Origin of the sequence: Paenibacillus sp. B-A-8, assembly GCF_048572915.1 — a bacterium.
Lineage (GTDB): Bacteria > Bacillota > Bacilli > Paenibacillales > Paenibacillaceae > Paenibacillus_AQ.
Genome location: NZ_CP183882.1, coordinates 5,844,834 through 5,866,506, shown reverse-complemented (window position 1 = coordinate 5,866,506; position 21,673 = coordinate 5,844,834). Strand labels below are relative to the sequence as shown.

The window sequence follows — 21,673 nt, the reverse complement described above, 5'->3', positions numbered from 1 at the left end:
CTAATCAGCGCTTAGGCTTTCCTGTTTGCGTCTGATCTTGGCTTTGAGGATAAATCCCCAGCCAATATTCATAACACAGAGAAACCCGAGCAGAAGTGCCAACCAAAAGCTATAACTGATCGCGATTGAAGCGGCTGTAAGAATAAGAATAGAAGAACAAGCGAACCAAAGTGAAAGTCCTTTACCCATTAGGAGAGCCTTCCTTTCTATGTCTACTAAAATGAATCCCGGAGTATGATAACCATACTCCGGGATTTTTTGTGATTATAGAATAGATCTCTGCGTAAGTCTACAGTTTCATCGTAAAGAACCGGGATCAATGGAAAATCGTTTGTCGAGCTTCTCGCTGCTAAGCCAACCTACATACGTATTTAAAGGTCGATATTGATTGTCCATCACTAATACAGCCACAAATGGGTATTGTTTGCGGTGTAAATAACGCACGTCCCCCCAGCGCACCATATATCCTGAAGGAAGTTCCTCCACTTCGGCTACTGCATAAGAGGTGAAGTATAGAAAAGACTGAATATCAGGGTGCGACTTGGATATCTCTACAGCGGGATGATTCGAGCAAACAGCATGTTTGAACCATTCCAGACGGTTATTCACTAACTGCCCAACATTATAGCTGCCATCTTGTTTTACTTTTACTACGTTCCAGCGCTTTAGTGAAATTGTAGGGATTACAATATAACGTTCGCCGACATTATGATGTAAATCCTTAAGCTTGATATTACGCGTAAGGCGAGCGTGAACGACGGTTCTCCAAATATAATAAAGAATAGTACAGGCATAAAGCGTAATAAATAAAGGTTGCGGTGGAACGATACCGGTGATCCAGAGAAGGATGGCAGCGATATGGCTACCAAATATAAACGGATCAAAAATATGGATGATGTTCCAGGCAATCCATTTCTCCGTGAATGGACGAGCAGCCTGAGTGCCATAGGTATTAAATAGATCAGAAAATACGTGAACACCTACACCAATGAAGCTCCATAGCGCAATATGGCTTAGGGCTTGTAAATCAGTAAAGCCGAATAAGGGCCCTAACACGAAGGAAATCAGGGCGGGCCATAGAATTAGAAAGGGTAGGGAATGTGTGATTCCTCGGTGGTTACGAATATACAATGCATTGTCCTTCAGTCGCAGCGCAGTATCAGCATCAGGAGCCTGAGAGGCGAGAACCGTTGCCAGCATAACAGCTCCGGCCAGTTTCGGATCAGAAGCAACGATGGGATCAACGAAGGAAAGCCCAGCTAAGCCTAGGCCCATAACTAAATGTGTAGCAGTATCCATTGGTCAGTTCTCCTTTGTTGTTCGGAAGTTCTCTATTAATAATTACCCAAATACAGCTCAGGTTATTAAGGGGATTGCAATAAATATAAAATAATTATTGTCACGTAATTGTCGAATTCATGAACTTACTGCCCCATGACTGTCAAAGTCTTCACGGGTTTGTTATGATAAAGTTAACAGCGAAGTTTTAAATGCTTCGGCTAGAACGTTAGATGTTCGTTTAGAAGGAGGATCATTAGGTGTGGACAATCATATAACATTTCAAGCTTCTTCCGACTCAGCAGCTATGTCTGCAAAATCTCCACCGGAAGGTGCTGGCTGGCGTGATTTCATTACCGTAACAAAACCCGGTATTATCCGATCTAACCTCATTGCGGCCTTTGCGGGATATTGGCTTGCCTCAGGTTGGGATGTTAATTACGGCAGGTTAGTTCTAACTCTGCTAGGAACAATGCTGGTTATGGCTTCGGCCTGTGTTTTTAATAACTATTTCGACCGTGACCTGGACATGAAGATGGAAAGAACCCGTGAAAGGGGGCTTCCTACAGGACGACTGAAACCAAACATTGTATTATTATACGCCATTGGGCTTGGTATTGCAGGTTTGATCGTACTGTTTGCTTTTTCGGGTATGCTTGCCGGTCTGTTTGGAATTGTTGGCATGTTCGTTTACGTTGTAGTATACACGCTTTGGTTGAAGCGGACATCAACATGGAGCACCTCAGTAGGTGCAATTTCTGGAGCGATGCCTCCGGTAATTGGTTATGTCGCGGTTTCAGGAAGCGTTGATCTAGGTGCTTGGCTGATTTTTGCCATGTTGTTTTTATGGCAGCCTCCTCACTTCTGGGCTTTGGGTATAAGACGTAAAGAAGAATATAGAGCGGCAGGATTTCCATTGCTACCTGTAGTTAAAGGAACGCGGCGTACGAAATTTCAGATGATTCCTTATGTAGCCCTTTTGCTGCCTATTCCAGTGTTAATGTACGCCTACGATTACGCAGGCATATTTTATCTAATCATTTCAACAGCGTTGTCTTTGGCTTGGTTAGTATTGACCTTGATGGGCTTTAAGGCTAAAGATGATGAAGTCTGGGCGAAGAAGAACTTCCTCTTCTCCATTAACTACCTGACAGTTAGTTTGATCGTACTTGTATTAAATACGATTCACGGTTAAGAAGAGGGAGGGTATACGTGTCCGTGCAGACCTTTAAGCGTTATAAATGGACTTGGCTTCTGCTATTACTTGCTTTGATTATGGCTGGTTATCTGGCAGTTAACTCTTTGAATTTAGGAAAAGAAAAACTGCCAGTAATCGGAGAAGTACAGGACTTTTCTCTTGAAAATGTGAATGGAGACCAGATTACTCTGGCTGATACACAAGGTAAAGCACGGTTGGTATACTTCTTTTTTACTCAGTGTCCGGATGTATGTCCTATAACTACGTTTTTGTTATCTCAGACACAGAAGATTTTGGTTGAGGATGGCAGCTTTGGTAAAGATACGGAGTTTGTCTCTATCTCTTTTGATCCGAAGAATGATACTCGGGAAGCTATTAAGACGTTTGCGGACCGTTTTCAGGCCAATTATGATGGATGGTATTTCTTGCGGGGAGATCAGGAAGAAGTTCGTAAGCTGGCGACTGATTCTTTTAAAGTACTAATCGCGGGGAATTCCAAAGAAAATTTCGTACATGCCAACCGTATAGCGTTAGTTGACCGAGACAATCGTCTTCGTGCATTGTATGACGCAGGTGATACGGAGACCGTAACTCCTGAATTTCTTGCGGCTCAGCTGAAGGAATTGGCTCGGGAATAGAACATACCGATACACCAAAGACGCCTTTTTCGAATCCCCCTTTTTGGAAGGGATAACGAAGAAGGCGTTTTTTTAATGAAATATAAGAAAATATAAGTTTCACGCTATATAGAATCCTTAATATTTCTCGTATAAACGCTTATCGTCCTTATAAGGACGATAAGCGTTTATGCTTGTTTCAGCTTAAAAAGGAAGGGGTTCAGGATAGATGATGAAATCTTCCAATCCAGCTTTCTCAAGCTGAGTGATATTGTATTCATCGGGCGTACCCTCCACCCCAGCATATCCGCGACGAGTATAGATGTGACCGGCATCGGGGAAAGCATCACGGAGAACACTGCGTATTTTTTTGCCAGAAGAGTCGTTATCCAGATAAAGGTACACTTCTCCATCCCCTACTTGTTGCCGAAGGGACTCTAATTTAAGTGTATTTAATGTGCCAAAGGTACATAGGATTTCTACTTCCGGTACCAGCACACGCCGTAATCTGCTACGATCGTTTTTGCCTTCGACAATAATCGTAATGGACATTAACTGAAAATCACCTCCGGAAATGGGCCCCAAGCTTCAGACTCATTATAGTTTACCGAAGGATCGTCATTTTTAACAACCGTTTCTGCAGGAAAGTCTTCATTCCCCGGGAAATGTCGTAAAAACAAAGAATCATGCGGCTCGCCCGTTCCATTTGGAAGTGAGGTCAGATAGTTTCCCTGTATTGTTAGGCGGAAGCAGAAGCAACGCGACCATGAGCAGTAGAAAGGCTATGAAGTAAGGTGAAACGAATCCCCTTAGCTGTCCGGCGGCTACGGGTCCAGCGAATGCACCAAGTGACATGGCAATCGACTGCAAGGAGAAGGTCCGACCCATTCGACCAGGGCCGCCTAGACTAATAAAAAGTGATGCCATTGCAGGGAACAACACTCCTTTAGCCGCACCAAGCATAAAGAGAATAGCGGCAGTCGGAATGGTGTGGAATGAAGCGAGTGCAAAGAAGCAGATGGCCATTCCCAATAATGCCGCTGCAATTCTTCCTCCCGGAGAAAGACGGTTCAGGAAGAGCATGCTGAGCGTTACCAAAGCACCTAAACTAAGGAGTGACAGTAGGATGCCTGTGGAAAGAATGCTGTTACTGCCTGTTTGAGACAGTGGGAGCTCGAAAAAGAGCACGCCTTGTGAACAGGAAACGAAAAAAGGTAATAGGTAATAACGTTTGGATACGAGATCATCATCTTTCGCCGGAATAGAAGGTTTAGCAGGGATTTTTGGTGACTGCGCTGTGCTTAGCGGGCTTAATGTACGTCTTGAAGGCGCAGGTACACTGAAAAAAGCCATGACTCCTGTTGCGATAAGCAGCCATCCAAGTGTGGTGAAGGTGCCAGAGTAGCCGGCTTTTGCTACAATAAAAGCTCCCGCTGCAGGGGATACAACTGAAGCTAAAGTATGAACGATACCATGTCCGGACATATATTTACCTTGCTCTGTGGCATCCGATGACAATGAAGCCAGCAGTGTCATACATGCTGGAGAGAGGAAGGCGAGGACGAATCCACTCGCTGCTCTTAGCATTAGCAGATGCCATGGAAGCTGCACATGAGCCTGCAGCAGTAAAATAGCTCCCGCAGCGACAAGGCTGAAGACGATGTAGCGGCGGGAACCGTTGCGATCGACGAGTACGCCTGCAAGTAGATTGCCGGGAAGGTGGGTCAATGAGTACATGCCCATCATCCAGCCAATAAAGGTGGGTCCCGCACCAAGAGAGATGGCAAAGGGTGTAAGGACAGGATACTGAGCATGTAAATCGAAGAAAGCCAGAAAGAGAAATAAGTATAGCCACAGCGCAGTTTTCACAGGGAAACACCTCCAAGAGCCACCTACAGCACAAGTTAACGCAGGACGGCTTAATAATGAAGAACAAAATTAAAGCACTACTTGTACTTTACGTGGGACAGAGAGGGCTTATACCGCTTTTTTAAATCGTTTAGTAGGGTATACCTTTCGCGGAGGGTGGAACCATGAATTATGATGGGCATTCATGTATAATAATTAATATTGGCGTTATGTCTATGGGAAGTGAGAATCCTTAGGACGAAATTAGGTGATAGGGGTGTTGTGAGGTTGATGGATCCAGAGGTATGGTCACAGTTTATAAGGGAAAATTGGCTAGTTATTGTTATTGCGCTTGTCCTGCTGTTTGCGGTTGTTAATTTGGTCAAAACCGTTCTGAAATGGGCGATTGTCATTGTTATCGTTGTAGGTTTATTCATCTATAGTGGTGTTACAATGGACCAAATTGGTAACGCTGTGAATAAGGTGGCGGATGGAACAGTAAGTACGCTAAAGAAGGAAGCGCAAGAGGTTATGCTTAAAGAAGCGCAGGATGCGAAGTATACTTCAAATGGAGATGGGACATTTACGATCACAACCCCAAATATTGAAGTGAAGGGCGCAGCGGGTGAAGATAAAGTAGAGGTTACTTTCCGTGGCGTTAGTCTTGGGAAGTGGAGTGTTACAGATACGACAAAAACATTTATCGAGGAAGCCCAAAAACATAAGTGATAGGCTTGAACTCAAAAAATATAACAGCCGAGCAAGCAGGCGACTGAAAGGAGTGAGCGGATATGATAAACGGATGGATGGCTAGTGTGAGTGATGCTAATATCATCTCCATCGCCCTCCTGCTGGTTGTAGTCTTCTCACTATTGCAAGGCTGGAGCAGAGGCTTCTCAAGTGCCACCGGAAGATTATTTGGACTGCTGGGAACAGGATTATTTACTATAGTATCTTTGGTACTAGCTATCCCAGCTGCGGCTTACCTGAATCCTTATGTAGAGAATTGGGCGTCGGGGATTAGTTTGCCTGATACGAAGCTTGCCCAGTGGCAGCAAATTTATTATACGGCGGTGTCTGTGCTATCGGAATCCCCGCTAGTTCGGTTTCTGCTGTTACTCCTGATTTCTTATATGTTGATTCGTATGCTCCTGGGATTGTTATCCATGTTGCTTCCTTTTCCGCAATTACGGCGTACTAAGAAATTTAAAGATAGAAAGATTACGCAAGTAAGCCGAATGGGAGGAGCAATTGTTGGATTAATTATCGGCTTAACTCGTAGTCTGGTAATTGTTCTTGCTCTTTTTATCTGTGTCGGATTAAATCCAGAGAGTGGGTTTAGTCGTTATGTGGAGTCATCTCCAATCTATAGTCAAAGTGCTGCCGCTGTATTTGAACCTATTGTTGGGGAGACCGTGCAGAAGAAGCTCCCTATCCTGACGAAGACCGTTGCAGCTGAGATGAATGATATTCTTCGCAGAAAATATGAGGTTATTGATCACGAAATTCCTCAGGATATTATAGGAGCAGCAGAAGACATTGCTGGACAAGCACAGGGCGAAGAAAAAAAAGCCAGACTTCTCTATGATTGGGTAGGTTCGCGTGTAACTTACGATTATGCCAAAGCTGATAATTATTTGCAAAACAAGGTCTGGCATGAACAGACACCACAGGATACATTCGACACTCGGCAAGGGGTGTGTATAGACTATGCCCGATTGTACGCAGTGATGGCCCGTTCACAGGGCTTACAAGTACGGGTTGTAACAGGCCAAGGGTATGACGGACGTGGCGGTTATGGTGCACATGCTTGGAATGAAGTATATATAAGTGATCGGCAAGCGTGGATCCCATTGGATCCGACTTGGGCGAGCAGTGGAGATTGGTTCAATCCGAAGGACTTTGATGAAACTCATATAAGGGAGAACGCCCTCTGAGTGAGGGCGCTGAACTCCTTGGGTGTGGTACAATAAACTCAAGTTACAACAGCTCTACCTTAAATGCGAGTGTTATGCTTACAATAAGCAGCTTAGAAATCACCTTCATCATGAGAGCAATGTCGCAGGTAACGGTGTGTCAGACATTAAATATAAGAAAGTATAAGGTTTACGCTATACTTTATGTCTTATATTTCTCGCTTAAACACTTACCATCCTTATAAAGATGAAGAAGGCGTTTATGCTTGTAGAAGGGGAGAAAGCTGGTGAGCTTGTTTGGTAAGCTGCCCCCGCCTAAGGACGGGATATCTTCAAGAAATTCTGTAGGTCTGAGACTGAATATTTTTTTCTTTGGCACTTTTTTTGTTTTTTGCATTATTATTGTTCGTCTTGCAGGTTTGCAATTTACTGAGGGAGCACTGTTGTCTGAAGAAGAAACGAATCGGGAAACGAAAATTGTTCCGCTCGCAGCGTTGCGTGGGATTATTTTTGCTGCCGAAGGAGAGCAGATTGCCTTTTCAACACCTACGGAATCACTTTACCTTACATTAACTAAGGATTACACAGCTAGAACAACAGATAAAGTAACAGGGGAATCCTCATTTACGGAGAAGGCGAAGAACAAGTCTAATGCGCTTGCGGCAAGACTTGCGGCTGATTTTGCTAAATATGGAGATCCCAATGCACCTAAGCTTACTCAGAAAGATATCTTGGATTTATTAGATTTAGATTTCAAGAAATATTTAGGGTATGTACCGCGGCGAATTAAGACTGGATTAGTTCCAAAAGAAATAGCCTATTTCATGGAGCATAAGGACGATTATCCGGGACTTAGCATCGTGGAGGAAAGTCTTCGTCATTACGATAAAGACACGGTGGCGGTTCAAACGGTCGGCTTTGGGAAGCCTTTCAAATCGACTGAAGACATAGCGCTATACAAGAATATTCGTAGTGCTATGAAAAAAGATGCTTCGCCTGGCCTTATGTATAAAGCAGAAGAATACGTGGGATTTGACGGTCTGGAAATGCAGTATCAACGAGAGCTGCGAGGAGAAAATGGTTATCAGGTCATTTCGATAACCCCTCAGAATATGGCTGAGAAGGTTGAACAGAACGTTGCTCCTGTAAAAGGTAATAATATTTGGATGACCATTAATAAGAAGATCCAGATGAAGACAGAACAAGCTATATTGGATCAGATCAAATGGCTACATGCCAATGCTGTTCAAGGTGAGACACATCCGGATGCTTTAACAGGATACGCCGTAGCAATGGAAGTGGAGACTGGAAATATCGTCGCTATGGCAAGCATGCCGGATTACGATTCGAATGTGTGGACCAAAGATTCCTTACCAACTACTGTTTGGAATAAAATCATGAATAACCATCTAAACGGTACAATTACTTCAAATTCGTCTGGTAGATCAGGTCATGATTTTAGTTCACTTGTGTTTATGGGATCTACGATTAAGCCATTAAGTGTGTTAATTGGTTTGAACGAAGGTTTTTTTAATACATCAACAACTTACACAGATGTGGGCATTACCTATTTCGGTAAGGATAATAAATCTTCCGTAAGAAATTCATCGGGTCACGTATATGGTTCACTACGTCCAGCAAAGGCGATTACAGATTCCTCTAACGTATTTATGGTCGATATGGTGGGCAAACAGCTTTACAAGAAATATCCGGGGGATAAAGGCATTGAGGTTTGGGACGAATATATGAAAGAGTTCGGATTGGGTGTATCTACGAAAAGTGGACTCCCAGGTGAATCACCGGGCCAGATTAACTACACTGATCTTAAGGCCGCAGGCAGTTCGCAGGCTGCTCTGATCTATGCTTCTTTTGGCCAACAAGGCAGCTATACTACACTACAGCTTGCCCAGTATGCAGCTACCCTTGCTAATGAAGGGGTGCGTATTAAGCCTCAGCTCGTTAGTAAGATTACGGATGCGCAAGGTAAGGTGGTTAAGGAATTTCAAAGAGAAGTGCTTAATAAGGTAACGTTTAACAAATCCTACTGGAAAGAGATCAAACAGGGGATGAGTAGTAAAGTTAGTGCCTTTGATGATTTTCCTTATGATTTTGCACGTAAGACAGGTACCTCTGAAAAAACAGACAGAAAAAATATAAACCGCGATAATGGGGTGTTTATTGCCTTTGCCCCGCGAGAAAATCCGAAGCTGGCCGTAGCGGTTGTTATACCTGAAGGCGGCTTTGGCTCCAACAGCGCTGCTCCGGTGGCTCGAAAGATTTTTGACGCCTACGATTGGGAGTACGGGCTCGATGGTGTGCCAAAAAAGAATGTAACTCCTGTGACAGAACCCATTCAAGAATAACAGGCTTATTTCAAATAAAAACGCCTTCGGCGTCCCTAAAGGACGGTAAGCGTTTATGCGAAAAATATAAGGATAATGTATAACGTGAAACTTATAGTTTCTTATATTTTAGAGAAAAAGGAGAGAAATATACTGTGAGTTTTTTCCGTAAGCAGGCCTCACCTCCAGATGAGACCAGCAGTAAAAGTTCCATAGGCCTGCGACTCAACGTGTTTTTCTTTAGCACGTTCGTTATATTTTGCGTAATTATTATACGCCTGGCTGTGTTGCAGTTCGTGGAAGGCCCGACTTTAACCGAAGTGGAGACAAGCAGAGATACCAAAAATGTACCTCTTGCATCCATGAGAGGTGTAATTTATGCTGCTGAAGGTGAGAAGTTAGCGTACTCTACGCCGGTACAATCGCTGTATATTACACTCAATAAGGAGTATACCGCGAAACAAACAGATAAAATTACCGGTAAAACTACGTTGACCCCGGAAGCTAAAGCCAAGTCAGATGCATTGGCGGCGAAGCTGGTAGCTGATTTCAATAAATATGGCGATCCAAATGCTGAAAAGATGACAGAAGAAGATGTTATTGAAGCGCTGGATTTATATTTCCGCAAATCACTCGGCTTTATGGCACGGCGGATTAAGGCTGATCTGACTACTCAGGAAGTAGCCTATTTCATGGAACATAAGGGTGAATATCCGGGTCTTGAAATTGTCGAGGAAAGCATTCGTCATTACGATAAAGATACGGTTGCCGTACAGACGATAGGGTATATCAAGCCTTTTAAATCAGCAAACAGCCTTAATATTTATAAGAATATCTTAAATGCTATGAAGAACAATCCAGAGCCAGGACTAACGTACAAAGATGATGAATTTGTCGGATTTGACGGTCTGGAGCTACAGTATCAGAGAGAGCTTCGGGGACAAAATGGGTATCAAGAAATTTCTGTAAATCCACAGAATATGGCTGAGAAAGTCGAACGAGTTGTCCCTCCTGTGAAAGGTAACGACGTTTGGACAACGATTAATAAGAATATCCAGATGAAGACAGAGCAGGCCATTATGGATCAGATTAAGTGGCTGCATTCCAATCCTGTACAGGGTAAAACGCATCCTAATGCATTAACGGGTTACGCTGTGGCGATGGAAGTCGATACGGGAAATATCGTCAGTATGGCGAGTATGCCGGACTACGATACGAATATTTGGACATCAGGCTCCTTATCTACAGATGTCTGGAACAGTATTATGGACAACTACCAGAACGGTACCATTAACCCGATTTCTTCAGGAACTTCAGGGAATGGACTAAGATCAGTGCTGCTTCTAGGTTCAACTATTAAACCGTTAAGTGTACTCGTGGGTCTGAATGAAGGTCTATTTACACCTTCAACCTACTACTCAGATAAAGGCTTTGCGACTTTTGGTAAAACAGGTCATGAAACCAAGGTAAGAAACTCTGGAGGACATGTCTACGGTTCTATGGACCCTGCAAGAGCGATTGAGAAGTCCTCGAATGCGTTCATGGTTGATATGGTCGGTAAAAGATTATATGAGAAGTATAAGAGTAAGGGGATAGATGTCTGGGATAAGTATATGAAAGAGTTTGGTCTTGGTGTATCCACGGGAAGTGGTCTGCCAAATGAATTCTTAGGACAGATTAACTATACCAATATAGAGGCTGCGGGTAGTGCACAAGCGGCACTTGTATATGCTTCTTTCGGTCAACAAGGTAGTTATACAGTGTTGCAGCTTGCGCAATACGTAGCTACACTTGCTAACGAAGGACAGCGGATCAAACCTCAACTCGTTAGCAAGATTACAGATGCTGATGGAAAAGTAGTCAAGGAGTTCGGTCGTGAGGTACTGGATGAAGTAACAGCCTTCGATAAATCCTATTGGAAAGAAATACAACAGGGTATGCGAAGCGAAGTTAGTGCTTTTTCTGATTTCCCTTATGATTTTGCTCGTAAGACAGGAACATCACAGCAAGTGGCTAAGGGTCAAATTCGCGATAATGGTGTATTTATTGCTTATGCTCCACGTAATAACCCTAAGCTGGCAGTGGCCGTAGTCATTCCTGAGGGTGGCTTTGGTTCCCAAAGTGCTGCGCCTGTAGCACGCAAAATTTTCGATGCTTATGATTGGGAATACGGGCTTGATGGTGTTCCGAAGAAGAGCCTTCAGTCAGGTAATAATGTCAATGACCCTGCGAAGGAGGGAACGGCTACAGGTACCGAATAACTCTGACCCTAAGGTGAATATGGAATAAAAAATAAACAGCTGCTCTTTAGAGAGCATACAAGAATGGAGGGGTGGCAATGACTGCCAAATACCGCCTGCTTGCTTTGGATATGGATGGAACCTTACTGAATGATGAACAAATTATTACACCTACAACGGTGGAATGGCTTCAAAAGGCGGTCGACGCAGGCGTTCATGTCTGTCTGTCGACAGGCCGGGCTTTTACAAGTGCATTTCCATATGCAGAACAGCTTGGACTAGGAACACCAATGATTACTGTGAATGGCAGTGAGGTGTGGCGAGCGCCGCACGAAATTTATCGCCGGTCGCTGATGGACCCTATGCTAGTAAAACAGATGTATGAACTTGCGAAGGAAGATGACATTTGGTTCTGGGCCTATTCTACGGAAAAGGTTCATAAACAGGATAACTGGGATGGGGATGTAACGGGCAGAGAATGGCTTAAATTCGGTTATCACACCGAAGATGATGAGCTTCGTCATAAGCTGCTGCTTCGCCTTCAAGATATGGGTGGACTGGAGATTACGAACTCCTCCCCGCATAATCTAGAGATTAATCCTCTAGGTGTGAATAAGGCGACCGGAATCAAGGAAGTCTGTAAGCTGCTCGGGCTAGAAATGTCCCAAGTTATAGCAGTTGGCGATAGCCTCAACGACCTTGCGGCGATTCAGCAGGCAGGGCTTGGGGTCGCTATGGGCAACGCTCAGGAGACGGTTAAAGAAGAGGCTGACGCTGTGGTGGCTTCTAATAATAATGATGGTATCGCTGAAGTTGTCCAAAAGTATATTTTTAATGAAGTGGTAACCTCTTTAGGCAGCCAATAATAAAGAATTGCTATATTCGAAGTGAATCCATAGAGCATATTTGCTATTAGGGGGTTAAGTATTGACGATCCTGGGTTGGATTCTTATTATTGCTTTATTCGCCGTAGGACTGGCCGGGGCTGTGTATCCGATATTGCCAGGTGCACTAGCGATTTATCTTGGCTTTTTCGTATATGGCTGGTTCTTCTCTTTCGAGCCTTTTGGTGTTTGGTTCTGGATCATTCAAACGCTGATCGTTGTAGTACTATTTATTGCTGATTATGTTGTAGGGGCGTGGGGCGTTAAGAAATTTGGCGGCTCACGTTCATCCATTATCGGAAGTACGATTGGGCTAATCCTTGGTCCATTTGTAATTCCAGCCTTTGGACTTATTATTGGTCCGTTTTTGGGTGCCTTTATAGGAGAATTGATCGTGGGTTCTTCACCAGCTAAAGCTGCCAAAGTAAGTGTAGGATCAATACTTGGGTTGTTTAGTAGTACTGTTGTCAAAATTGTGCTACAAATTATTATGGTCGTCCTCTTTTTTATTTGGGTCGTCCGGTTTTAATTTTAACAGTGAAGAAGGGGAAATGGTTTGTCCAAGAAAGAGTCTTTCGTAAAAGGCACGCTTATCCTTGCTGCAGCAGCTTTGGTGGCAAGGGTACTCGGGCTTGTTCAGCGGGTGCCGCTGGATCATATTTTTGATGATGTGGGGAGAGCATCATTTGGGGTATCGAACAATATCTATTTAATGCTGCTCACCGTGGCTACAGCAGGTATTCCAAGTACGCTCAGTAAAATGGTCTCCGAGCGGTACGCTCTGAATCGTCCTGAAGAGGCGAGACAAGTGTATCATGCAGCATTGCTGTTTTCAGTAGCAGCAGGGGTAATCATGACTGCCTTGCTGTACATAGGCGCTCCGTTCTATGCGACACATATTGCTGATGTACCTGAATCAGCGATGGCAGTTAGGGCTATTGCACCTGCGCTTTTACTTTTTCCGGCAATTGCCATGATGCGTGGATATTTTCAAGGGCGTAACAATATGATGGCTGGTGGTATTTCACAGATCGTAGAGCAGTTCGCTCGCGTACTAGTCGCTATTTTACTAGCTTATATTCTATTACAGCAGGGATATAACAATACAACTATAGCTGCGGGAGCATCCTTCGGTAGCGTAATTGGTAGTATTGCAGCATTTGGTGTCATGATTTATTTTGCAATCAAGCTGCGCCGAGAGGATAAACAGCAAGGTTTAAATTACAATACCACTCAAAAATTGCCGATTTGGGGAATTTACAAAGATATTTTCACACTATCGATTCCGATCGTGCTCTCCTCACTTACGATTCCAGTAGTGAATGTAATTGATACTTCTTTGGCTGTACCGTTGCTTATTGATCAGATGGGTAGAGAGAGTGCAACAGCAGCTTTGGGTATACTAACCACGCGTGCTCAAAGTGTGGCCGGAATTCCACCGGTTCTAGCCATTGCGCTAGGTACCTCGCTGATTCCGATCATTTCAGCTGCTTATGCCCGTCGTGATGAGGGACACTTGAAGAAGCAAATTACACTTGCTTTGCGGATTTCTATTCTGACAGGGATGCCAATTGTGTTGGCACTTGTGGCAGCAGCCTATTCTGTAAACGGGTTATTGTTCAGCAGCTTGGACGGAAGCGGAATTGTGGCGATGCTTACGATTGGAACGATCTTTCAGATCACCATGATGACAACGAACTCCATCTTGCTCGGTATGGGCAAATCACGCATTTCAATGTATTATGTGCTAGTGGGTATTATTGTTAAATTAGTAGCAAGCTTCTTACTAAGTAAGGTATTTGGAATATACGGGATTATCGGCGCAACAGCACTTTGTTTCGTAGTCATTACTATTCTTAATTTACGAATGCTAAAATCCATTGTACCTTTCGAAATTATGGGTAAACGGTGGGGCGGCTTTGGAATTGCGGTTCTTGTGTCCGGAGGTATTGGTTTTGGTTTGAACCAAGCTGGAATTCTGTTAACGGATCTAATGCCTGCACGTCTGGCGTTTCTGATCACTTGTCTTGTTGTAGGGGCTGCAGTTGTTGTTATTTACCTGGTATTGCTAATTGTACTGGGCGTGCTTACTAAACAGGAAATCTCCAGTTATCCGCGTGCACTGCAAAAATTGTTGAATCCGCTGATGAAATTACAGCCTGCGCGTGTTCGTATGAGAGAATAGGTTTGACTTCTGCATGACATTTTGCTTCACTTAAAGAATAGAAATTTGACAGATATGGAAGAAAGGACGGAACAAACTATGGACAAAATAAGTTCTCCTGGTGAATTTCAGGTAGCCATTCAATCTCCACGCTTAACAGTAGCCATCTTCAAGGCGGACTGGTGCTCGGATTGTAAGTTTATCGATCCTTTTATCCCTGAGGTAGAGCAAGCCTATGCAGATCGTTTAACGCTGGTTGAGGTTGACGTTGATGCTGTAGGTGATGTTAGTCAGGAACAAAATATTATGGGGATTCCAAGCTTCGTCGCGTATTCCGATGGACGTGAATTGGTTAGATTCGTTAATAAATTACGTAAATCCCGCGAGGAAATTGAGAATTTCCTGGATAAAGCGGTTCAAGTGCATCAAAGTCTTCAACAGTAATTCCGGAAAACCACCGCTTTCGCCTGTTTGAGCAAAAGCGGTGGTTTTTTTAAAATGCTTCTTCATTACTAAAAACTGCGGGTGATATTTTTTGACGACAAATCAGTTGAAATGGCTTAGTTATCTTACTTGCCTTATCATGTTCCTAGCCGTACTAGGGGGAGCAGTAGTAACGAAGACTGGATCGGGATTGGAATGCGGAAATGAATGGCCGCTCTGTCATGGCAAATTAATTCCTGCTTATACTGTAGGTTCGATGATTGAATACACTCATCGTTTGTTTAGCGGATTGGCTGGTTTATTGTCACTTGCTTCGATGTTTGCTTTTTGGCGTTATGCGCGAAATCGCCGGGACTTGTTGGTCTATGCATTTATGACTTTGTTGTTTGTAATTGTACAAGGTGGTATGGGAGCGCTTGCAGTAATTAAATCCCAATCTGCTGCTGTGATGGCACTGCATATGGGTTTTTCCTTGATCGCTTTTTCTAGTTCTCTGATGCTTGCACTTGGAACAAAAAGACGGCATGAAGCAGGCGATTATGATTACGATCAAAAGATGGAGATTCAGAAGAAGCCTGTTAGCAAAGCTTTCCGCAATTTAACCTGTTTTACGGCCTTATATTCCTATGTTGTCGTTTATATTGGAGCCTTTGTTAGTCATACAGATTCACGCGGTGGATGTTCTGGCTGGCCGCTCTGCAACGGTGAATGGGTGCCTGAGCTTTCCGGGGGAGTCGGTATTGTTTTTACACACCGGATTGCGGCTTTGATCTTATTTATTCTTACCGCGGTGCTTGGACATTTAGCTTTTTGGAAACATAAGGATTACCCCGAGCTAAGAGCTCTTGGCGTAGCGGCTGTTCTGCTGTGCTTGATGCAGGTATTTAGTGGAGCTGCAGTTGTTTACACATTAGATAATGAAAGATTGTACATATTTGCCGCTTTGGCTCATATTTTGTTGATTGCTTGTTTGTTTGGTGTTTTATGTTATATGAGCGTAAGAGTCTGGCAGCTGAGTAGCGCGAGAAATGTCGTTGTTGAAAAAAATCCAACGAACCCAATGACACCGTTGTAACCCCTTGGTAGAAAGTTCCCTTCGCGGATAGAGTCGCTTTACCTGCGGAATAATAAAGTGGAAATCGGTATATCGTGGTGCTGGACAAAACTTTAGGAGGACTGGATATGCTGCGGGTTATACTTGGAGAGCCGCCTCGAAAGAACAGCGGTGTATTGGCTGATGCGATGGAGAATATGGCCACTTTTGCAGCTTTACTGCGCAAGGAAATGAACGCCCATGAGGATAATGACCACGAATACCGCAAGCTGGAGATTTGGACACGTGGGTTGATCTCCTCATTGGATGAATTGGAGCAAAGCTGGTTCGCTGCAGCTTTTTACCGAAAATCGGTAATCGCCGGTTATATGGATGATATGTCACCAGTGGAACAAGGCGATTATGCGCGGTATGTTTATTTTTATAAAGATGGATTTATTCGTGTGTTCTCTCTTCTGGACAAGCTTGGAACGGTGCTGAATCATTTCTATGACCTCAAAACTTCCAAATTAAAAACGCACTTTTCTTATTTTACAGTGCTGCGTCAACTTCAACTATTGAATGTGCATCCAGCATTAGCGGATCAATTGGAACAGATCAAGAACTCTTATCGTGATCCACTGGAGAATCTACGCAAGCGCAGAAATGCTGAAATTCATTATATGAATTCTGAAATGCAGGATGATTTATGGCAGCGACATCAAGGCTTGCATGACAAAATTCAGCTTGAGGATTTAGATAGCCATCTAGAGGATTTAAAGCAATCCCTCGAAATGAACTGTAAGACGTTAATCGCAGCATATAGCTACAGCAATGAGCAGTTGCGTAAGGAAATAAGCAAGCCAAATCGGGTAAAATCATAAGCGTTCAATATATTTCCTTTTGACAAAAAACAAGAAACTTACTATACTTATGCTTGCATTAAAGTCTATACAAATTCAAACATAAATTTCATACTCTATATCTTATCGAGAGTGGCGGAGGGATAGGCCCGATGAAGCCCGGCAACCGATTTGTATACAGCGCGATAAGCGTTATGTACAAATGTCATGGTGCTAATTCCTACAATGACGCAAGGCTTGTGGTCGTTGGCAGATGAGAAGGCATTGTCTAAATAAACACACAGAGCCTCTTGCGATCTGCATCGATCGTCGGAGGTTTTTTTTGTATGGAATAAGTGAAATATAAAGGGGGCGATGATCGTTGATTAATCTAAAAGGAATAACAAAGGTATATGGAAAAGGCAGCCATGCGGCCACAGCACTTTCCGGATTGAATCTGTCTATCGAGAAAGGTGAAATATTCGGAGTCATTGGGCATTCAGGGGCGGGAAAAAGCACATTGATCCGTTGCATTAATTTGTTGGAGCGCCCGACAGAAGGGGAAGTCTGGGTCGATGGTATTGAACTAACTAAGCTTACCCAAGGTCAGCTGCAGGAACAGCGGCGCAAAATTGGGATGATTTTTCAACATTTCAATCTGCTATCATCTGCGACAGTGTACGATAATATTGCTTTTCCTCTGCGACTCACAGGCACTTCGAGAGCAGCTATTGATACAAAAGTAAAAGACTTGCTTGCCCTAGTAGGGCTTGAAGAACACCGGGATAAATATCCATCTCAGTTATCAGGAGGGCAAAAGCAACGGGTCGGCATCGCACGGGCACTTGCCAGCGATCCTGATGTGCTGCTATGTGACGAGGCAACCTCTGCGCTTGATCCACAAACGACAGACTCTATCCTTAAGCTATTGCTCGATATTAATAAACGGTTCCATCTGACTATTGTGCTGATCACTCACGAAATGCACGTGATTCAGAGTATCTGCGATCGTGTTGCGGTTATTCATGGTGGTGGTATCGTTGAGCAAGGTAAAGTTACGGAGGTATTCTTAAAGCCGCAGCATGAAGTTACTCGCGATTTCATCCGTAGTGAGTCACAGAATGAGGGACCCCTTCGTACGGCGCTTGACGCTGCTGCTGGGGACAACTCTCAGGCCGTCAAAATTACTTTTTTCGGAGAAAAGACCTACGGCTCCGCACTTTCCAATGTAGTACGAGAAACAGGTGTTAGCTTTGCCATTTTGCACGGCACCATTTCAACGATTAAAGACGTACCTTATGGACAAATGATTGTAAGGTTCGAGGGTCCAGCTGAAGCGATTGCTGTGACAATAGCCGAACTAACCGCTCAAGGTCTTGAAGTGGAGGTGATTTCGTAATGAATTTCGCAGACTTAAACTGGCAAGAAATGATGGATGCTACGGTTGCTACCTTGCAAATGTTAATATTTTCCGGAATGTTCACAATTATTCTTGGTTTACCACTCGGAATTCTATTGTATTTATGGGGAAGATCGAATAGTATAGTAATCAGAGTAATTTACTCGGTCTTATCATTCGTTGTAAACATCTTACGATCCGTACCGTTTATCATTTTGATGGTAGCATTAATTCCATTTAGCAAAGCCGTTGTTGGAACTTCTATCGGAGTACTCGGTACGATCCCACCGCTGGTAATTGGTGCAGCTCCATTCTTTGCTCGCTTGGTGGAAACGGCGTTAAGAGAAGTAGATCGCGGAGTAATCGAAGCGGCGCAAGGGATGGGAGCATCTACGAATCAGATCGTTTCGCGCGTTCTTTTGCCAGAGGCTCGTCCAGGTCTGCTCGCTGGAGTTACGATCACACTGGTCACACTGGTTTCCTATACGGCAATGTCTGGGATGGTAGGCGGCGGTGGTCTAGGGGATCTAGCAATCCGTTACGGATATTACCGTTATGAGAAGGAAGTTATGATTATCTCAGTAGTCTTGATGGTCATACTGGTGCAATTGCTACAAATGGCCGGTGATCGGCTAGTACGACATTTCACACGGAAATAAGGTACGTCCATATATAGCCTTATTCATACAAATACCAAGGATAAGAGGGGGATTTAAAATGAAAAAATTACTACTTACTTTTTTTAGTCTGACACTGGTTGTGGTGCTGGCTGCTTGCGGCAATAACAATAATGCTTCTAACTCGGCTGCCACTAGTGCGCCAGACAACGGTGCTGCAAATGGATCAACTACAGAACCAGTGAAATTGGTGGTCGGTGCTTCACCTGTTCCACACGCAGAGATTCTAAAAGCTATTGCTCCATTGCTTGAAGCTCAAGGAATTACTTTGGAAATCAAAGAATTTACTGACTATGTTCAACCAAACGTTCAGCTTTCAGAGAAGAACCTGGATGCTAACTTCTTCCAACATCAGCCTTACCTAGATGACCAGAATCAAAAGAACGGTTCGGATCTAGTATCCGTAACAGCTGTTCATGTTGAACCTTTTGGTGCTTATTCCAAAAAAATCAAATCCATCGACGAATTGGCTGATGGTGCGAAAGTTGCCATCCCGAATGATGCTACAAACGGTGGTCGTGCACTAATCCTGCTTGCCAAAAATGGACTGATTTCTTTGAAAGATGATACCAACATCACATCTACCCAAGCAGATATCACTGAAAATAAGAAAAACCTTAAAATCATCGAGCTAGATGCTGCAATGTTAGGTCGTCAATTAGATGAAGTGGATCTTGCATTGATTAACACTAACTATGCTTTGGAAGCTGATCTGGTTCCTACTAAAGATGCTTTGTTCATCGAGGGTACGGATTCCCCTTATGCTAACATCCTCGTAGCTCGTCCTGATAATAAAGATTCCGATGCAATCAAAAAGCTTGCCGCTGCACTGAATTCTCCAGAAGCGAAAGCGTTCATTGAAGAGCAGTACAAAGGCTCGATCATTCCAGCATTTTAAGACAGAGAGCTAGCTTACTCTCTAATTACAGCATAAAACCCGCTGCCTAATGGCATGCGGGTTTTATGCTGTATGTTGTAGGAGAAGGGTAAATCCACTATAATAAGAAAATCCCGATCTCCTGAAGAGGAAGATCGGGAATGATATTGAATGGGATTAGAATACTTGCATAACTTCTTGTACGCCTTCTACTTCTTCAAGAAGAGCGCGTTCAATCCCGGCTTTCAAGGTGATCGTGGAGCTTGGGCAGCTGCCGCAGGCACCCATAAGTTTCAACTTAACGATGCCGTCTTCTACATCAACTAGTTCAACGTCGCCGCCATCGCGTTGTAGGAACGGACGAAGCTTATCCAGCACTTCCAATACTTCATCATACATTTCGGTGCTTTGTGCATTCTCACTCATTTCTCAATCACTCCTTTCGTAAGTTCATTATAGTACAAAAAGTTAAAAAATAAAATGGTTAGGCGGAACAGGGAGATCATCATGAGACCAATTATTGAATTTTGTGCCAGTAACATGGGTCACGGAACAGACAAACTAATGCATAAGCTGGAGGAAAATCCCGATTACGATGTAATCGAATACGGATGCCTGAACAATTGTGGGGAATGTTATTTAACACCTTTCGCCATGGTCGAAGGAGACATCGTTGCAGCAGATACTGTTGACGAGCTAGAAGAAAAGATTTCTGCCAAAATCAAAGAGCTAGAGGCTTGGTTCAATATAGACCTTGACTAAGTAGTCGCGCAACATATAATTTATTTTTTAAAAATAAAGGGCTGCTCTTTTCCGTTATAAATACGGAAAAGAGCAGCCCTTAGGTTTATCCTAAAGTGCGTTTCGACATCCAGAGCACACCGCTCTTGAGAATACGTGGAACCCGTCCTTTAACGGAGCGTTGGCCCATCAGACCAAATCCAGCTTTCTTGCCTAGTGAGCCTAAAGTACCCTTCAGACGAATAGCATGAAGCTTAGGGGTCTCGCCGCGCCATAAGGCTTGAATTACCTGAGCAACCTGCTCACCCTGCGCTCCTGCAGCTTGTGCGCTTGGAGCGAATGGCAGGCTGGCACAGTCGCCAATCACATACACTTCCGGATAATCAGGTATACGATAATACTCGTCCAGAATGATCCGTCCTCCGCGATCCTTCGGTACTGTTAATTCCTGAACAACCTTCACGGGTTGAATCCCTGCTGTCCATACCGTAACATCTGAAAGAATTTCCTCTGTGCCGTTAAAAAGCGCATCTTTCTCAACGTGGGATACAGAGACACGTCCCAGCGTCTGTACTTGATGGTGATGAAACCATTCTTCCACGTACTGTGACAGCTTTGCCGGAAAAGCAGACAAGACACGTTCACCGCGATCCAGAATAGCAATATTAAGATCTGGTCGGCTCTCCCGAAGCTCTGCCGCCAATTCCACTCCACTTAGTCCACCGCCAACAATGTTTATCGTTCCATAAGGCTTCACATCGTTTAAGCGTTGATAAGTCTCCCGAGTCCCTGCAAAGGTCTGGATACTGCAAGTGTATTGATCAGCCCCAGGGATGTTATGGTAATTGTCAGTACAGCCTAGCGCAATGGCTAGAATGTCATAAGACACCGTTTCGTCAGGCTCCATTGTAACGATTTTGCTATCCAAATCAATGGAACTCACCTCCCCGTAACGGATGGTAAGACGGGGATGAACCGGAAATTGAATCCGCAAGTGATAGTCCGTTACTGTACCTGCGGCAAGTGCATAATATTCCGTTTTGATTCCTTGATAAGGCATTCGGTCAATTAAGATAATTTCAATATCCTGAGGAAGATGATTATTGAGCAATTCTTGAATGAGGGCCAAGCCGCCATAGCCGCCGCCCAGAACGAGTAGTGTTCTCATGCTGA

General features: G+C 43.8%; 22 protein-coding genes and 1 riboswitch. Of the genes, 16 read left to right on the top strand and 6 right to left on the bottom strand.

The features are described 5' to 3' along the window. Both ACN6MV_RS26465 and ACN6MV_RS26460 read right to left on the bottom strand, forming a co-directional pair. Complete coding sequence (locus tag ACN6MV_RS26465) at positions 1-189, bottom strand: hypothetical protein (protein WP_042130914.1); 189 nt, start codon at positions 187-189, stop codon at positions 1-3. Between the two features lie 108 nt (positions 190-297). Then, a complete protein-coding gene (locus ACN6MV_RS26460) occupies positions 298-1,299 on the bottom strand; it encodes a metal-dependent hydrolase (RefSeq protein ID WP_042130913.1) in 1,002 nt (333 codons plus the stop codon). A 241-nt stretch (positions 1,300-1,540) separates the two neighbouring features. Here ACN6MV_RS26460 and cyoE point away from each other — a divergent pair, with 241 nt between their 5' ends. Both cyoE and ACN6MV_RS26450 read left to right on the top strand, forming a co-directional pair. Beyond that, positions 1,541-2,473: a heme o synthase gene (cyoE, locus tag ACN6MV_RS26455; protein ID WP_042130912.1), complete on the top strand. Its 933-nt coding sequence runs from the start codon at positions 1,541-1,543 to the stop codon at positions 2,471-2,473. 17 nt (positions 2,474-2,490) lie between these two features. Next, positions 2,491-3,114, top strand: coding sequence for an SCO family protein (locus ACN6MV_RS26450; protein WP_231573923.1), 624 nt, complete (start codon positions 2,491-2,493; stop codon positions 3,112-3,114). Positions 3,115-3,297: 183 nt separating this feature from the next. On the opposite strand, the gene ACN6MV_RS26445 is transcribed toward ACN6MV_RS26450, so the two are convergent. Further along, positions 3,298-3,645, bottom strand: a complete 348-nt coding sequence (locus tag ACN6MV_RS26445) for a DNA primase (RefSeq protein ID WP_042130911.1) — start codon at positions 3,643-3,645, stop codon at positions 3,298-3,300. Positions 3,646-3,777: 132 nt separating this feature from the next. Beyond that, the gene (locus tag ACN6MV_RS26440; protein ID WP_042130910.1) at positions 3,778-4,962 is read right to left on the bottom strand and encodes an MFS transporter; all 1,185 of its coding nucleotides are present in this window, start codon (positions 4,960-4,962) and stop codon (positions 3,778-3,780) included. 270 nt (positions 4,963-5,232) lie between these two features. Between ACN6MV_RS26440 and ACN6MV_RS26435 the strand changes: the two genes are divergently transcribed. The 13 genes from ACN6MV_RS26435 to ACN6MV_RS26375 all read left to right on the top strand — a co-directional run bounded on the left by ACN6MV_RS26435 (position 5,233) and on the right by ACN6MV_RS26375 (position 19,780). After that, a complete protein-coding gene (locus ACN6MV_RS26435) occupies positions 5,233-5,670 on the top strand; it encodes a hypothetical protein (RefSeq protein ID WP_042130909.1) in 438 nt (145 codons plus the stop codon). Positions 5,671-5,732: 62 nt separating this feature from the next. Continuing rightward, entirely contained in the window at positions 5,733-6,878 is a 1,146-nt protein-coding gene (locus tag ACN6MV_RS26430) for a transglutaminase domain-containing protein (protein WP_419885210.1), read from the top strand. Positions 6,879-7,144: 266 nt separating this feature from the next. Continuing rightward, positions 7,145-9,220: a peptidoglycan D,D-transpeptidase FtsI family protein gene (locus tag ACN6MV_RS26425; RefSeq protein WP_052414732.1), complete on the top strand. Its 2,076-nt coding sequence runs from the start codon at positions 7,145-7,147 to the stop codon at positions 9,218-9,220. A gap of 134 nt (positions 9,221-9,354) precedes the next feature. Continuing rightward, positions 9,355-11,460 (top strand): peptidoglycan D,D-transpeptidase FtsI family protein, encoded by a 2,106-nt coding sequence (locus tag ACN6MV_RS26420; RefSeq protein WP_052414731.1) that lies wholly within the window; start codon positions 9,355-9,357, stop codon positions 11,458-11,460. Positions 11,461-11,537: 77 nt separating this feature from the next. After that, the gene (locus ACN6MV_RS26415; RefSeq protein ID WP_042130907.1) at positions 11,538-12,305 is read left to right on the top strand and encodes a Cof-type HAD-IIB family hydrolase; all 768 of its coding nucleotides are present in this window, start codon (positions 11,538-11,540) and stop codon (positions 12,303-12,305) included. A 61-nt stretch (positions 12,306-12,366) separates the two neighbouring features. Next, positions 12,367-12,852: a DUF456 domain-containing protein gene (locus ACN6MV_RS26410; RefSeq protein ID WP_042130906.1), complete on the top strand. Its 486-nt coding sequence runs from the start codon at positions 12,367-12,369 to the stop codon at positions 12,850-12,852. Between the two features lie 27 nt (positions 12,853-12,879). Further along, complete coding sequence (locus ACN6MV_RS26405) at positions 12,880-14,508, top strand: putative polysaccharide biosynthesis protein (protein ID WP_042130905.1); 1,629 nt, start codon at positions 12,880-12,882, stop codon at positions 14,506-14,508. A 78-nt stretch (positions 14,509-14,586) separates the two neighbouring features. Continuing rightward, entirely contained in the window at positions 14,587-14,931 is a 345-nt protein-coding gene (locus ACN6MV_RS26400) for a thioredoxin family protein (protein WP_042130904.1), read from the top strand. 91 nt (positions 14,932-15,022) lie between these two features. Next, positions 15,023-16,006: a COX15/CtaA family protein gene (locus ACN6MV_RS26395; protein ID WP_081954182.1), complete on the top strand. Its 984-nt coding sequence runs from the start codon at positions 15,023-15,025 to the stop codon at positions 16,004-16,006. Positions 16,007-16,113: 107 nt separating this feature from the next. Next, positions 16,114-16,848 carry a Cthe_2314 family HEPN domain-containing protein gene (locus ACN6MV_RS26390; RefSeq protein WP_042130903.1) on the top strand — a complete coding sequence of 245 codons (735 nt, stop codon included), beginning with the start codon at positions 16,114-16,116 and terminating at the stop codon, positions 16,846-16,848. A 99-nt stretch (positions 16,849-16,947) separates the two neighbouring features. Next, a riboswitch (SAM riboswitch) is annotated at positions 16,948-17,087 on the top strand. A 101-nt stretch (positions 17,088-17,188) separates the two neighbouring features. Next, positions 17,189-18,205 (top strand): methionine ABC transporter ATP-binding protein, encoded by a 1,017-nt coding sequence (locus ACN6MV_RS26385; RefSeq protein WP_042130902.1) that lies wholly within the window; start codon positions 17,189-17,191, stop codon positions 18,203-18,205. Then, positions 18,205-18,864, top strand: coding sequence for a methionine ABC transporter permease (locus ACN6MV_RS26380; protein ID WP_419885209.1), 660 nt, complete (start codon positions 18,205-18,207; stop codon positions 18,862-18,864). The genes ACN6MV_RS26385 and ACN6MV_RS26380 overlap by 1 nt, the downstream gene beginning before the upstream one ends. A 58-nt stretch (positions 18,865-18,922) precedes the next feature. Further along, on the top strand, positions 18,923-19,780 hold the full coding sequence (locus ACN6MV_RS26375; RefSeq protein WP_042130900.1) for a MetQ/NlpA family ABC transporter substrate-binding protein: 858 nt from the start codon (positions 18,923-18,925) through the stop codon (positions 19,778-19,780). A 156-nt stretch (positions 19,781-19,936) separates the two neighbouring features. On the opposite strand, the gene ACN6MV_RS26370 is transcribed toward ACN6MV_RS26375, so the two are convergent. After that, on the bottom strand, positions 19,937-20,185 hold the full coding sequence (locus ACN6MV_RS26370; protein WP_042130899.1) for a NifU family protein: 249 nt from the start codon (positions 20,183-20,185) through the stop codon (positions 19,937-19,939). A gap of 81 nt (positions 20,186-20,266) precedes the next feature. Here ACN6MV_RS26370 and ACN6MV_RS26365 point away from each other — a divergent pair, with 81 nt between their 5' ends. Continuing rightward, complete coding sequence (locus ACN6MV_RS26365) at positions 20,267-20,521, top strand: YuzB family protein (RefSeq protein ID WP_042130898.1); 255 nt, start codon at positions 20,267-20,269, stop codon at positions 20,519-20,521. Positions 20,522-20,606: 85 nt separating this feature from the next. On the opposite strand, the gene ACN6MV_RS26360 is transcribed toward ACN6MV_RS26365, so the two are convergent. Further along, positions 20,607-21,668 carry an NAD(P)/FAD-dependent oxidoreductase gene (locus ACN6MV_RS26360; protein WP_042130897.1) on the bottom strand — a complete coding sequence of 354 codons (1,062 nt, stop codon included), beginning with the start codon at positions 21,666-21,668 and terminating at the stop codon, positions 20,607-20,609. Positions 21,669-21,673: the final 5 nt, after the last annotated feature.